General features: G+C 71.7%; 13 protein-coding genes and 1 tRNA gene. 9 read left to right on the top strand and 5 right to left on the bottom strand.

The window, feature by feature from the left end; all coding sequences use genetic code 11:
- Positions 1 to 425 precede the first annotated feature (425 nt).
- The 6 genes from paaA to ACSYGO_RS24445 all read left to right on the top strand — a co-directional run bounded on the left by paaA (position 426) and on the right by ACSYGO_RS24445 (position 5,405).
- Positions 426 to 1,520: a 1,2-phenylacetyl-CoA epoxidase subunit PaaA gene (gene paaA, locus ACSYGO_RS24470; RefSeq protein WP_426677038.1), complete on the top strand. Its 1,095-nt coding sequence runs from the start codon at positions 426 to 428 to the stop codon at positions 1,518 to 1,520.
- Complete coding sequence (paaB, locus tag ACSYGO_RS24465) at positions 1,517 to 1,804, top strand: 1,2-phenylacetyl-CoA epoxidase subunit PaaB (protein ID WP_095935482.1); 288 nt, start codon at positions 1,517 to 1,519, stop codon at positions 1,802 to 1,804. Before paaA ends, paaB begins: the two co-directional genes overlap by 4 nt.
- The gene (gene paaC / locus ACSYGO_RS24460) at positions 1,801 to 2,529 is read left to right on the top strand and encodes a 1,2-phenylacetyl-CoA epoxidase subunit PaaC (RefSeq protein WP_432172874.1); all 729 of its coding nucleotides are present in this window, start codon (positions 1,801 to 1,803) and stop codon (positions 2,527 to 2,529) included. Before paaB ends, paaC begins: the two co-directional genes overlap by 4 nt.
- Positions 2,523 to 3,065 carry a 1,2-phenylacetyl-CoA epoxidase subunit PaaD gene (gene paaD / locus ACSYGO_RS24455; protein WP_432172873.1) on the top strand — a complete coding sequence of 181 codons (543 nt, stop codon included), beginning with the start codon at positions 2,523 to 2,525 and terminating at the stop codon, positions 3,063 to 3,065. The genes paaC and paaD overlap by 7 nt, the downstream gene beginning before the upstream one ends.
- Positions 3,065 to 4,135: a 2Fe-2S iron-sulfur cluster-binding protein gene (locus ACSYGO_RS24450; protein WP_435222648.1), complete on the top strand. Its 1,071-nt coding sequence runs from the start codon at positions 3,065 to 3,067 to the stop codon at positions 4,133 to 4,135. The genes paaD and ACSYGO_RS24450 overlap by 1 nt, the downstream gene beginning before the upstream one ends.
- Before the next feature lie 136 nt (positions 4,136 to 4,271).
- The gene (locus tag ACSYGO_RS24445; protein WP_460387639.1) at positions 4,272 to 5,405 is read left to right on the top strand and encodes an acyl-CoA dehydrogenase family protein; all 1,134 of its coding nucleotides are present in this window, start codon (positions 4,272 to 4,274) and stop codon (positions 5,403 to 5,405) included.
- Between the two features lie 402 nt (positions 5,406 to 5,807).
- Here ACSYGO_RS24445 and ACSYGO_RS24440 read toward each other — a convergent pair whose 3' ends face one another.
- The 4 genes from ACSYGO_RS24440 to ACSYGO_RS24425 all read right to left on the bottom strand — a co-directional run bounded on the left by ACSYGO_RS24440 (position 5,808) and on the right by ACSYGO_RS24425 (position 9,483).
- On the bottom strand, positions 5,808 to 6,155 hold the full coding sequence (locus tag ACSYGO_RS24440) for a rhodanese-like domain-containing protein (protein WP_095935477.1): 348 nt from the start codon (positions 6,153 to 6,155) through the stop codon (positions 5,808 to 5,810).
- Positions 6,156 to 6,261: 106 nt separating this feature from the next.
- Positions 6,262 to 7,110, bottom strand: coding sequence for a J domain-containing protein (locus ACSYGO_RS24435; protein ID WP_460389756.1), 849 nt, complete (start codon positions 7,108 to 7,110; stop codon positions 6,262 to 6,264).
- A gap of 385 nt (positions 7,111 to 7,495) precedes the next feature.
- On the bottom strand, positions 7,496 to 8,863 hold the full coding sequence (locus ACSYGO_RS24430) for a DUF2252 domain-containing protein (protein ID WP_460389755.1): 1,368 nt from the start codon (positions 8,861 to 8,863) through the stop codon (positions 7,496 to 7,498).
- Between the two features lie 248 nt (positions 8,864 to 9,111).
- Entirely contained in the window at positions 9,112 to 9,483 is a 372-nt protein-coding gene (locus ACSYGO_RS24425; protein WP_426677043.1) for a winged helix-turn-helix transcriptional regulator, read from the bottom strand.
- A gap of 176 nt (positions 9,484 to 9,659) precedes the next feature.
- Between ACSYGO_RS24425 and ACSYGO_RS24420 the strand changes: the two genes are divergently transcribed.
- Positions 9,660 to 10,313, top strand: coding sequence for an FMN-dependent NADH-azoreductase (locus tag ACSYGO_RS24420; protein ID WP_426677044.1), 654 nt, complete (start codon positions 9,660 to 9,662; stop codon positions 10,311 to 10,313).
- A 516-nt stretch (positions 10,314 to 10,829) separates the two neighbouring features.
- Here the strand turns inward: ACSYGO_RS24420 and ACSYGO_RS24415 are convergent.
- A tRNA-Leu gene (locus ACSYGO_RS24415) sits at positions 10,830 to 10,916 on the bottom strand.
- A gap of 415 nt (positions 10,917 to 11,331) precedes the next feature.
- On the opposite strand from ACSYGO_RS24415, the gene ACSYGO_RS24410 reads away from it, so the two are divergent.
- Positions 11,332 to 11,466, top strand: a complete 135-nt coding sequence (locus ACSYGO_RS24410; protein WP_426677045.1) for a hypothetical protein — start codon at positions 11,332 to 11,334, stop codon at positions 11,464 to 11,466.
- Entirely contained in the window at positions 11,454 to 12,290 is an 837-nt protein-coding gene (locus ACSYGO_RS24405; RefSeq protein ID WP_432172870.1) for an FhaA domain-containing protein, read from the top strand. Before ACSYGO_RS24410 ends, ACSYGO_RS24405 begins: the two co-directional genes overlap by 13 nt.
- Positions 12,291 to 12,292 lie beyond the last annotated feature (2 nt).

Here is a 12,292-nt window from a genome sequence, read left to right as displayed (position 1 = left end):
GACGCCGGGGCGTCGCTCACGGCCCCGTCGGGCCCGGCCCCGACATCCGCGGCCTCGTCCCCGCCCCCGGCGGAGTCGCCGGGCGGCCCGTCCGCCCCCGGCCGGGTCTTCGGTCCCTCGTCGTACGCGTCCAATTCCGCCCCGATTCACGATCCCGAACCCGAATGCCGGTGGTCCGCGGGCACCGTGCGCTCACGCCACTCCCGGCTTGTACCACCGCTGCGCACAGCACCGCCCGCACCGCGAGGTCCGCACCGGAACCGTACTCGGACCGGCCGGTCCGGCACAGCCTCCTGAGCCACAGCGATCACAGGGCGGCCCACGAGGTTATCCACAGCGGTTGACACCTTACGGCGCTCGACCGACCATTGATTCGAAGCGAACCGAACGATCGGTCGGTCGGGAGAGAGGTCGAGGGGGACCGCATGGCGACAGCAGCAGCGCACCACACGGCCCGCGCGCAGGCGGACGGACAGGACGAAGCCGCGCACGCAGCGGCGTACGAAGCCGTCTTCGACGCCGCGGTGGCGGCGGACGAGCGCATCGAGCCGCGTGACTGGATGCCCGACGCCTACCGCTCCACCCTGGTCCGGCAGATCGCGCAGCACGCGCACTCCGAGATCATCGGCATGCAGCCCGAGGCCAACTGGATCACACGCGCGCCCTCGCTGCGCCGCAAGGCGATCCTGATGGCCAAGGTCCAGGACGAGGCCGGGCACGGCCTGTATCTGTACAGCGCGGCCGAAACCCTCGGCACCGGCCGCGACGAGCTCCTCGACAAGCTGCACACCGGCCGCCAGAAGTACTCGTCGATCTTCAACTACCCGACGCTGACCTGGGCCGACGTCGGCGCCATCGGCTGGCTGGTGGACGGCGCCGCGATCACCAACCAGGTCCCCCTGTGCCGCTGCTCGTACGGACCGTACGCGCGCGCGATGGTCCGCATCTGCAAGGAGGAGTCCTTCCACCAGCGCCAGGGGTACGAGCTGCTGCTGGCCCTCAGCCGCGGCACCCCCGAGCAGCACGAGATGGCGCAGGACGCGGTGAACCGCTGGTGGTGGCCCTCCCTGATGATGTTCGGCCCACCCGACGACGAGTCCTCGCACTCCGCGCAGTCGATGGCATGGAAGATCAAGCGCCATTCGAACGACGAGCTGCGTCAGCGCTTCGTGGACATCTGCGTGCCCCAGGCGGAGTCGCTGGGCCTGACCCTCCCCGACCCGGACCTCGTGTGGAACGAGGAGCGGGGACACCACGACTTCGGCGCGATCGACTGGACGGAGTTCTGGGAGGTCCTCAAGGGCAACGGCCCGTGCAACGAACAGCGCATCACCCAGCGCCGACGCGCACACGACGAGGGCGCCTGGGTACGGGAGGCCGCCGCGGCGTACGCGGAAAAGCAGGCCACCCGGGCGGAGCCGCCCGCCGGACACAGCGACCAGCAGAGCAACGGCACGGGCAGCCTCCAGGGCGACGAGCCCGCGGGCACGGCCGACGAGTACGGGAAGGCACGAGCATGACGACCAACGACTGGCCTCTGTGGGAGGTCTTCGTGCGCTCCCGCCGCGGCCTCTCCCACACGCACGCCGGCAGCCTGCACGCACCGGACGCGGAGCTGGCCCTGCGCAACGCACGCGACCTGTACACCCGCCGCGGCGAGGGCGTCTCGATCTGGGTCGTCCCCTCCGCCGCCATCACGGCCTCCTCGCCCGACGAGAAGGACCCGTTCTTCGAGCCCGCCGCGGACAAGCCGTACCGGCACCCGACGTTCTACGAGATCCCGGAAGGGGTGAAGCACCTGTGACCGCCTCCACGTCCGGGACGGCGACCGACGCGGTCCTCGCCCTCGGCGACGACGCCCTGGTGCTCTCGCACCGGCTGGGGGAGTGGGCCGGCCACGCGCCCGTCCTCGAAGAGGAAGTCGCCCTCGCCAACATCGCGCTCGACCTGCTGGGCCAGGCACGGGTTCTGCTGTCCATGGCCGGTGACGAGGACGAGCTGGCGTATCTGCGCGAGGAGCGCGCCTTCCGCAACCTCCAGCTCGTCGAGCAGCCGAACGGCGACTTCGCGCACACGATCGCCCGCCAGCTGTACTTCTCCACCTACCAGCGGCTCCTGTACACCCAGCTCGCCGAGGGCACCGGTCCCTTCGCGCCGCTCGCCGCGAAGGCCGTGAAGGAAGTCGAGTACCACCAGGACCACGCCGAGCAGTGGACCCTGCGGCTCGGCGACGGCACGGAGCTCAGCCATGAGCGCATGCGGCGTGCGACCGAGGCGCTGTGGCGGTTCACCGGCGAGATGTTCCAGCCGGTCGAGGGCGTGGACGTGGACTGGGTAGGAATGCGGGCCGCCTGGCTGGAGTCCGTGGGCGACGTCCTGCGCCGCGCGACCCTCGCGCTCCCCGAGGGGCCGGCGTCCGGAGCGTGGACGGCCGGCGCCGGACGACAGGGCCTGCACACCGAGTCCTTCGGGCGGATGCTCGCCGAGATGCAGCACCTGCACCGCAGTCACCCGGGGGCGACATGGTGACGACCACCGCTCTCGAAGAGGAGCTCCGCAGGCTGGCCGGGTCCGTGCCCGACCCCGAGCTGCCCGTGCTCACCCTGGAGGAGCTCGGCGTGCTGCGCGCCGTACGGGTGCATGACGCGAACTCGGTCGAGGTGGACCTGACCCCGACGTACACCGGCTGCCCGGCCATCGAGGCGATGTCCGTGGACATCGAGCGGGTGCTTCACGAGCACGGCATACGGGAGGTCGCCGTCCGTACGGTGCTCAGCCCCGCGTGGTCGACCGACGACATCTCCGACGAAGGCCGCCGCAAACTGCGGGAGTTCGGGATAGCGCCACCGCGCGGCGGCCGTCCCACGGGCCCGGTGACGGTCGAGTTGGGTCCGACGCGGACGACCCTGTCCGCCTCGCGCCCGCAGCAGACCGAGCCCGTCCACTGCCCGCTCTGCGGATCGGCGGACACCGAGCTGCTCAGCCGCTTCTCCTCCACCGCGTGCAAGGCGCTGCGGCGCTGCCTGTCCTGCCGCGAGCCGTTCGACCACTTCAAGGAGCTGTGATGGCCCGCTTCCACGCGCTCCCGGTGGCCGCGGTCGACCGGCTCACCGACGATTCGGTGGCCCTGACCCTCGCCGTGCCGCCCGCCCTGCGCGAGGAGTACCGGCACGCGGCCGGCCAGCACCTCGCCCTGCGCTGCACGATCGACGGCGAGGAGATTCGCCGGACGTACTCGATCTGCTCACCGGCACCCGCACCCGGCGACGAGGGCCCGCACACCCTGCGGGTCGGGGTGCGGCTGGTCGACGGCGGAGCCTTCTCGACGCACGCGCACAAGGAGATCGCCGTCGGCGACGACGTCGAGGTGATGACTCCGGCGGGCCGTTTCACCCTGGAGCCGGCCGCCGGGCTGTACGCGGCGGTGGTGGGCGGCAGCGGGATCACCCCGGTGCTGTCGATCGTCTCCACGTTGCTGGCCAGGGAGCCGGAGGCGAGGTTCTGCCTCGTCCGCAGCGACCGGACGACCGCCTCGACGATGTTCCTGGAGGAGGTCGCCGACCTCAAGGACCGTTATCCGCAGCGGTTCCAGCTGGTGACGGTGCTCTCCCGGGAGGAGCAGCAGGCCGGACTGCCGACCGGCCGGCTCGACCAGGAGCGGCTCACCGGACTGCTCCCGGCCCTGCTGCCGGTGGACCGGGTGGCGGGCTGGTTCCTGTGCGGGCCGATGGGGCTCGTGCAGGGGGCGGAGCGTGCGCTGCGCGGGCTCGGGGTGTCGCGGACCAGGATCCACGAGGAGATCTTCCACGTGGACGCCGGTGCCGCCGCCGCGGTCCCCTCCACGCGCCCGGCGCCGGCACACAGCACGGTGACCGCACGGCTCGACGGACGCGGTGGCACCTGGCCCGTCCAGGACGGCGAGTCGCTGCTGGACGCGGTGCTGCGCAACAGGCCGGACGCGCCGTACGCCTGCAAGGGCGGCGTGTGCGGCACCTGCCGGGCCTTCCTGGTCTCGGGCGAGGTCCGGATGGACCGCAATTTCGCGCTGGAACCGGAGGAGACCGAAGCCGGGTACGTACTGGCCTGTCAATCCCATCCGGCCACGGAGAAGGTGGAGTTGGACTTCGACCGGTAGGCCTGCCGGCACCGACCGTTCCCTTCTTGTAGAACCTGTTCTATCTTGACGCTCCGTCAGATCAGAGGCTCCGGGGGGCTTTTGCCCCCGCTTCGGACCTCCGGTCGGTTGGCCGGCGCGTGGGAGGACAGGACCCGTGGACTTCACCTTCACCGAGGAGCAGCAGGCGGCGGTCGAGGCGGCGAAGGCGGTGTTCGCCGGGGTCGCGCCGGACGGAGTACCCAGCCCCGCGCTCACCCCCGGCGCCATCGCCGAGGACTTCGACCGCGGCCTGTGGGCGAAGCTCGCCGACGCGGATCTGCTGAGCCTGCTGATCGACGCGGAGTACGGCGGAGCGGGGCTCGACGTGGTGGCCCTGTGCCTGGTGCTGCGCGAGTCGGCGCGGGTGCTGGCGCGCGTACCGCTGCTGGAGAGCAGCGCGGCAGCGGTGGCCGTGCAGACGTACGGCGGTGAGGAGTTGAAGGCCGAGCTGCTGGAGCGCGCGGGCCGGGGCGAGCTCGTCCTGACCGTCGCCGCCAGTGGCCGGACGGGGCACGACCCGGCCGAACGCGCCGTGACCGCACGGCGGGACGGTGACATGTGGGTGCTGGACGGCTCCCAGACGGCGGTGCCCTGGGCGTACGACGCCGACCTCGTCGTCGTGCCCGCGCACACGGAGGCCGACCGGACCGTCCTCGCGTTCGTCCCCCGCGACCACGAAGGCGCCGTGCTCGCCGAGCAGATCTCCACCACCGGGGAGCGGCTCGGGGAGCTGCGCCTGGAGTCGGCGCGGATCGCCGACCGGTATGTGATCGACGCGGAGGGCGCCTGGGACGCCCTGCGTGAGCTGCTGGCCACCGGGACGTGCGCGCTGGCGCTCGGGCTCGGGGAGGCCGTGCTCGGGATGACCAGTGAATACACCGGCAAGCGGGAGCAGTTCGGATTCCCCGTCGCCACCTTCCAGGCCGTCGCCGTACAGGCCGCCGACCGGTACATCGACCTGCGTGCCATGGAGGTGACCCTGTGGCAGGCCGCGTGGCGGATCGGGACCGGGGCAGCAGGTGCGCTGCCGGCGTCCGGGGACGTGGCCGTCGCCAAGATCTGGGCCTCGGAAGGCGTACGACGGGTGGTGCAGACGGCACAGCATCTGCACGGGGGCTTCGGCGCCGACACCGACTATCCGCTGCACCGGTACCACGCCTGGGCCAAACAGCTGGAGCTGTCGCTCGGCCCGGCCGCGGCGCACGAGGAGGCCCTGGGGGACCTGCTCGCGGCGCATCCACTGGGCTGAGGCCGAATACAGGCCGGGACGGACGTCACGGCTGGCCTCGCGTGACAGCTTTCCCGCACGCCCGACGGACCGCCCGCACGCTCCGACGGAATCCCGCATGCCCGACGGAACTCCCGCATGCCCGACGGAACTCCCGCAGACCCGGTGGCGTCCCGCGGACCCGGCAGTTCTCCCATGTCCGGCAGCTCGCCCGGCGACATCTCGGATAGCTCCCCCGGCGACCCGGCTGCGGCGCGAAGCCCGGTCGCCGGACGAAGGACATCGGTCGCCGGTCCCAGTCGCCGACCGATGGACGCCGGGCACCGGACACCGAACACCGGCAGATGGACGGCGGGCACCGGACGCCAGGCGCCATGCGCCAGGCGATGGGCGATGGGCGATGGGCGAGGGGCGAGGGAATCGCTAGACGACGGCGCCGGGCTGGCCCTTGTCGTCGACGACGGGGCGGCCGGCCGCTTCCCAGGCCTGCATGCCGCCGTCGACGTTCACGGCGTCGATGCCCTGCTGGACCAGGTACATGGTGACCTGGGCGGAGCGACCGCCGGACCGGCAGATGACGTTGACGCGGCCGTCCTGCGGGGCGGCCTCGGTCAGCTCGCCGTAGCGGGCGACGAACTCGCTCATGGGGATGTGCAGCGCCCCCTCGGCATGCCCGGCGTCCCACTCCTCGTCCTCCCGGACGTCCAGCAGGAAGTTCTCGTCCGTGAGATCCCCGATCCCGACGGTGGGCACAGCAGCTCCGAAACTCATGTCCCCGACGCTACCCGACCGCAGCCGCAACCCGATCCCCGCAGGACTCCCCCGGTCCCGAGGGACTCTCCCGGTCCCTTCCAGGTCCCTCAGGCCCTACGCGGCCTCACTGAGCCTGGGCTATCAGCGCCGCCAGCTCCGCCTCGCGCTCGCCGACCTGGGCCAGCAACTGTTCGGCGATCTCCTCCAGAAGACGGTCCGGGTCGTCCGGGGCCAGCTTCAGCATCGCGCCGATGGCGCTCTCCTCCAGCTCATGGGCGACGAAGGCGAGCATCTCCTTGCGCTGGGCGAGCCATTCGAGACGGGCGTAGAGCTCCTCGCTCCGGGTCGGCTTCCACTCCTCGGGCACCGGCCCCGCGGCCCACTCCGCGGAGAGCTCCCGCAGCAGCGCCTCGTCTCCCCGGCCGTAGGCGGCGTTCACCCGGGCGATGAACTCGTCACGCCGCTTGCGCTCGTCCTCGTCCTGCGCCAGATCGGGGTGCGCCTTGCGGGCCAGCTCGCGGTAGAGCTTGCGGGCCTCCTCGCTGGGGCGCACACGCTGCGGAGGCCGTACGGGCTGGTCCGTGAGCATCGCCACGGCCTCGGGGAACAGGCCCTCCGAGTCCATCCAGCCGTGGAACAGTTCCTCGACCCCGGGCATGGGCATGACCCGAGCCCGCGCTTCGTGCGCCTTGCGCACGTCCTCCGGGTCGCCGGTGCGCGCGGCCCTGGCCTCCGCGATCTCGGCCTCCAGCTCGTCGAGCCGGGAGTACATCGGGCCGAGCTTCTGGTGGTGCAGCCGCGAGAAGTTGTCCACCTCGACCCGGAAGGTCTCCACGGCGATCTCGAACTCGATCAACGCCTGCTCGGCCGCCCGCACGGCCCGCTCCAGCCGCTCCTCGGGGCGCGGCTCGCCCTCGGCGGCGGCCTGCGAAGCCGACTCACCCTGGCCGGATGCCTCCTGCTCGGAAGCCACGCCCCCGGCAGGCGCCTGCCGCTCGGAAGCCTCACCCCCAGCGGACGCCTGCCGCTCGGAAGCCTCACCCCCAGCGGACGCCTGCCGCTCGGAGGCCTCACCCCCAGCGGGAGCACTCTGCGCCGAAGCCTCACCACCGGCGGACGTCTCCTGTCCGGAGACCTCACCCCCGGCGGACTCCCGCTGCTCGGACATCACGCCCTCCTGGGCACCGGACTGCTCACGAACCCCCTCGTCGGTGGGCTCGGACTGGCTCTGCTCGGCTTCCGGCGTCGTCACCCGACCAGCGTAGGCCACGGTGCTCCGGGGCCCTGCCGAGAGCGTCGTTTCCCCGCTCGCCGCCCCGTCCCGGAGCTCAGCCCCGTCAGGGACGGCCGCCGGAGCGTCAGACATCCAGCTGCGCCGCTATCCGGCCGTCCCGGACCGCCGCGACCAGCTCCGCGTGGTCGGCCTCCGTGCGGTCGGCGTATGCCACGGCGAACGACGCGACGGCCTCGTCCAGCTCCTCGTTCTTCCCGCAGTAGCCGGCGATGAGGCGTGGGTCGGCGCTGTGGGCATGGGCCCGGGCCAGCAGGGCGCCGGTCATGCGGGCGTAGTCGTCGACCTGGTCGGCGGCCAGCGCGGCAGGGTCGACGCTGCCCTTGCGGTTGCGGAACTGGCGGACCTGGAAAGGACGGCCGTCGACCGTGGTCCAGCCGAGCAGGATGTCGCTGACGACCTGCATGCGCTTCTGTCCGAGGACGACGCGGCGGCCCTCGTGCGGCACCTCGGGCACCTGGTGTCCGGCGGTCGCCAGGTGGGGGAGCAGCGCCGAGGGGCGGGCCTCCTTCACCTGGAGGACGAGGGGTTCGCCGCGGTGGTCGAGCAGCAGGACGACGTAGGACCGGGTGCCCACGCTGCCGGTGCCGACGACGCGGAAGGCGACGTCGTGCACCGCGTACCGGGCGAGGAGGGGGAGACGGTCCTCGGAGAGCGTCGTCAGGTAGTGCTCCAGGGACGCGACGACCGCCGCGGCCTCCGCGTCGGGTACGCGGCGCAGCACCGGCGGGGCGTCCACGAACCGGCGCCCGCCGCCCTCCACCGCTTCCGTCGCCTTGGCGGCGAACCGCCCGCTGGTGTTGGCCCGCGCCTTCTCCGAGACCCGCTCCAGCGTGCCGAGCAGGTCGTGGGCGTCGGTGTGCGAGACGAGTTCCTCGTCGGCGATCGCGTTCCACGCGTCGAGGACGGGCAGTCCGGCCATCAGCCGCATGGTGCGGCGGTACGCGCCGACCGTGTCGTGCGCGGCGGTGCGGCAGGTGTCCTCGTCCGCCCCGGCCTCCCGGCCGGCGAGCACGAGCGAGGTGGCGAGCCGCTTGAGGTCCCACTCCCACGGGCCGTGCACGGTCTCGTCGAAGTCGTTCAGGTCGATGACGAGGCCGCCCCGGGCGTCGCCGTACAGGCCGAAGTTGGCCGCGTGGGCGTCTCCGCAGATCTGGGCGTCGATGCCCGTCATGGGGGTGCGCGCGAGGTCGTACGCCATGAGGCCCGCCGAGCCGCGCAGGAACGCGAAGGGGGTGGCGGCCATCCTGCCGACCCGTATCGGGGTGAGGCCGGCGATGCGGCCGCGGTTGGACTCCTCGACGGCGGCCACGGCGTCGGGCCGGTCGGCGTCCTCGGTCAGCTCGGCGTGCGCGGCACGCGGCACCCGCTTGCGCAGGGCCTTGCCCGCGTCCTTGGGCGAACCCTGCGCCGGCCACGCGGCGAACCCCGGCACGGCATACCCTCGCGCCGCGGCCCCGGACTCCGGTCGCCGCCGACCCTGCGGCTGCTGCCCCTCCGCGTGCTTCTGCTGGTCCGGAATCGCTGTACCGAGCTCGGTCACTGCGACCGCCTCCCCCGTGCACGAACATCAACTCGTGCTGACCGTACAGCCGGTCGGCGAAACACGTCAGACCCTGTGGACAACTCCGCTGCGGGGCCTGTGGACAAGTCCACGACGCCCAGCCCTCGCGGGCCGGCCCGTCACTTCCTGAGTGCCTCCGGGCACGGTCCCTGTTCGGGGAGATAGCGCTCGGCCCACGCCCCGAGCTCCTTGAGCGCGGGTTCCAGGGCGGCGCCCGCCTCCGTCAGGCGGTACGAGACCCGCAGCGGGGGACCTTCGTCGACCTCGCGCACCACCAGGCCCGCCGCCCCGAGTTCGGTGAGCCGGTCGGAGAGCATCCGCTCGCTGATGCCGGGGATCGCCCGGCGCAGCTCGGTGAAGTGGACCGGCCGTTGCAGCAGGACGGCCACGACCAGGCCCGTCCAGCGCTTTCCCAGCAGATGGAAGACGCGCGCCATGCCGTCGTCGACCTTCTGGCACGGCCCCGCTTCGTGGATTCCCCGTTCCGGCATGGCTCCAGAGTACTGCGTCCCCGTTGGGGGATGAAAAAAAGTAAGTAGCTGTGTTATCTCTAGTCGAGTACGAAAAAGAAGCTACCGAGCTTCTTGCACCGACCCGGCCCCAGCCGTGCGCGGATGCCCCCGCGCACGCCTGGACGACCCCGGCTCACCCCTTGTCTGGAGAACCCATGGCCACCCTGCTGCACATCGACTCGTCCGTCTTCACCGGCTCCGCCTCCTCCTCCCGTTCGGTGACGGACACCTTCCGCAAGAGCTGGGAGGAGCAGCACCCGGAGGGCACGGTCGTCTACCGCGACCTCGCCGCCGACCCCGTGCCGCACATCACCGCCGATTCCCACACCGCCGGTTTCGTCGCCCCGGACGCGCACACCCCCGGGCAGGCCGCGGCCTTCGCCGAGCGCCTGAAGCTCATCGAGGAGCTGGAGGCCGCCGACGCCATCCTGATCGGCGCCCCCATGTACAACTTCGCCATCCCCTCGACCCTCAAGGCGTGGCTGGACAACGTGTTCCTGGTGGGCCGCACCGCCATGGCCGAGGACTCGAAGCTGAAGGGCAAGCCCGTCACGGTCGTCGCCAGCCGTGGCGGCTCCTACGCGCCGGGCACCCCGCGCGAGGCCTACGAGTACGTGCAGAACTACCTGGAGGCCGTCCTTCGCGACACCCTCGCCCTGGACCTCACCTTCATCGTCCCGGAGCTGACGATGGCGCCGCAGAACCCGGCGATGTCCGAGCTGGTCCCCCTCTTCGAGGCGTCCCGCACCAAGGCCCACGAGGACGCGAGCACCAAGGCCAAGGAAATCGCCTCGCGCTTCGCCGCCTGAGACGGACCCGCGCGAACGGCGGCGTGAAGCCGCCGCGCAAGGCGGCGCACGGCGGCACGAGCGGCACAACGGCGTGCCGACTCGTGCCAAGTCGTGCCGAGCCGTGCGGACCGCCCGCGGCGGACCCGTACGGCCGCGGCGTAAAGCCGCCACATACGGCGGCGCACGGCGGCACGAGCGGCACAAGGGCGTGCCGACTCGTGCCAAGTCGTGCCGAGCCGTGCGGACCGCCCGCGGCGACACGAGGCGGGGTGTGAGTTCCCGCCCCGAAGAGCGTTCGTGCGCACTCCTGACGAGCGCGCCGTGTGATTGTCCTCACCCGAGATGATCATGCGGCGCGCTCTCGCGTCGCCGGAGTCGCGAAGCTCACGGGAGGCGAAGCTCACGAGGGCACGGAAGCCCACGAGAGACCGGGCTCACGCGAGACGAGCCTCACGGAAGACGAAGGCCGCGCACGCGGAGACGCTCCGGACAACGCGAAAGCCCCGCAGGTCCAAGACCTGCGGGGCTTTCAGCTGGTGCGCGAGGGGGGAGTTGAACCCCCACGCCCTTGCGGGCACTGGAACCTGAATCCAGCGCGTCTGCCTATTCCGCCACCCGCGCATTGGGTGTGTCGTCCGTCTCTCACCGAGTGGTGCGAGCGCCTGCCGACATCCAGAACATTAGCACGCTGTCAGGGGTGGATTCACATCCCTTTCCCGCTGCCCCAAGGGGCGGCCGACCCCGCTCTGTCCCAGGCCACCACGCCCATGAGCGCCTCCGCGCCCGCCGCACGTCTCGACCGGAACCTGTTCACGTATCAACCTCGTACCGGTCCTGAGCATCTCCCCAGGAGCCGGACGGCCCGCACAGTCAGGTGCGGGACACTGGTTGTGGGGCGCCTCTACGATCCTGGGCAGGAGTAGTGCCGGGAAGAGTTCGAAGAGGGGTCCCCGCGGGAACCTCGGGAGGGGACTTCGGAAGGCGTCGACAACCCGTCGACCGGGCCGACAGGGGGAACCAGCCGATTTCCCGACGCGTGGATACGATCAGTAAGCAGTACCAGGACGACAGCGACAGGCAGTACCAGGACAGCGTCCGCCGCCAGGACGAAGAAGGCAGCAAGCTGTACCAGGACGGCTACGAAGGAGGAGGTGCCCCATGGGAGTCCTGAAGAAGTTCGAGCAGCGTCTCGAAGGTCTGGTCAACGGCACCTTCGCCAAGGTGTTCAAGTCCGAGGTCCAGCCCGTGGAGATCGCCGGCGCGCTCCAGCGCGAGTGCGACAACAACGCCACGATCTGGAACCGCGACCGGACCGTCGTCCCCAACGACTTCATCGTGGAGCTGAGCACGCCGGACTTCGAGCGCCTCAGCCCCTACTCCGGCCAGCTCGGCGACGAGCTCGCCGGCATGGTGCGCGACTACGCGAAGCAGCAGCGCTACACCTTCATGGGCCCCATCAAGGTCCATCTGGAGAAGGCGGACGACCTCGACACCGGTCTGTACCGGGTGCGCAGCCGTACGCTCGCCTCCTCCACCAGTCAGGCTCCGGAGCGTGCCCCCGCGGGCCCGGCCCCTGCGGCCCCCCGCGGCCAGGGTGGCTACGGCTACCCGCCCGCGGCCGCTCCTCCCATGCCGTCCGCGCCGCCGCCCGGCGGTCGATCCGGAGGCGCGCCCATGGGGGCCCGGCCGCCGGCCGGCCCCGGACCCGGCGCCCGTACACGGCACTGGATCGAGATCAATGGCACCCGCCATCAGATCTCCCGCCCGACGCTGGTGCTGGGTCGCAGCACCGACGCCGACGTGCGGATCGACGACCCCGGCGTCTCGCGCCGGCACTGTGAGATCCGGACCGGAACGCCCTCGACGATCCAGGATCTCGGGTCCACCAACGGCATCGTGGTGGACGGGCAGCACACCACCCGCGCTACGCTCCGCGACGGCTCGCGGATCGTCGTGGGCAGCACCACCATCATTTACCGGCAAGCCGAAGGGTGAAG

This window comes from Streptomyces krungchingensis (assembly GCF_054729265.1).
Note: the sequence above shows the minus strand (reverse complement) of the source record. Positions and strands in the feature narration are given on the sequence as shown.

Coding starts and splice junctions, on each gene's coding strand:
- paaA (WP_426677038.1), top strand. CDS start 426: ATGGCGACAGCAGCAGCGCACCACACGGCCCGCGCGCAGGCGGACGGA.
- paaB (WP_095935482.1), top strand. CDS start 1,517: ATGACGACCAACGACTGGCCTCTGTGGGAGGTCTTCGTGCGCTCCCGC.
- paaD (WP_432172873.1), top strand. CDS start 2,523: ATGGTGACGACCACCGCTCTCGAAGAGGAGCTCCGCAGGCTGGCCGGG.
- ACSYGO_RS24450 (WP_435222648.1), top strand. CDS start 3,065: ATGGCCCGCTTCCACGCGCTCCCGGTGGCCGCGGTCGACCGGCTCACC.
- ACSYGO_RS24440 (WP_095935477.1), bottom strand. CDS start 6,155: ATGAGTTTCGGAGCTGCTGTGCCCACCGTCGGGATCGGGGATCTCACG.
- ACSYGO_RS24425 (WP_426677043.1), bottom strand. CDS start 9,483: ATGCCGGAACGGGGAATCCACGAAGCGGGGCCGTGCCAGAAGGTCGAC.
- ACSYGO_RS24420 (WP_426677044.1), top strand. CDS start 9,660: ATGGCCACCCTGCTGCACATCGACTCGTCCGTCTTCACCGGCTCCGCC.
- ACSYGO_RS24405 (WP_432172870.1), top strand. CDS start 11,454: ATGGGAGTCCTGAAGAAGTTCGAGCAGCGTCTCGAAGGTCTGGTCAAC.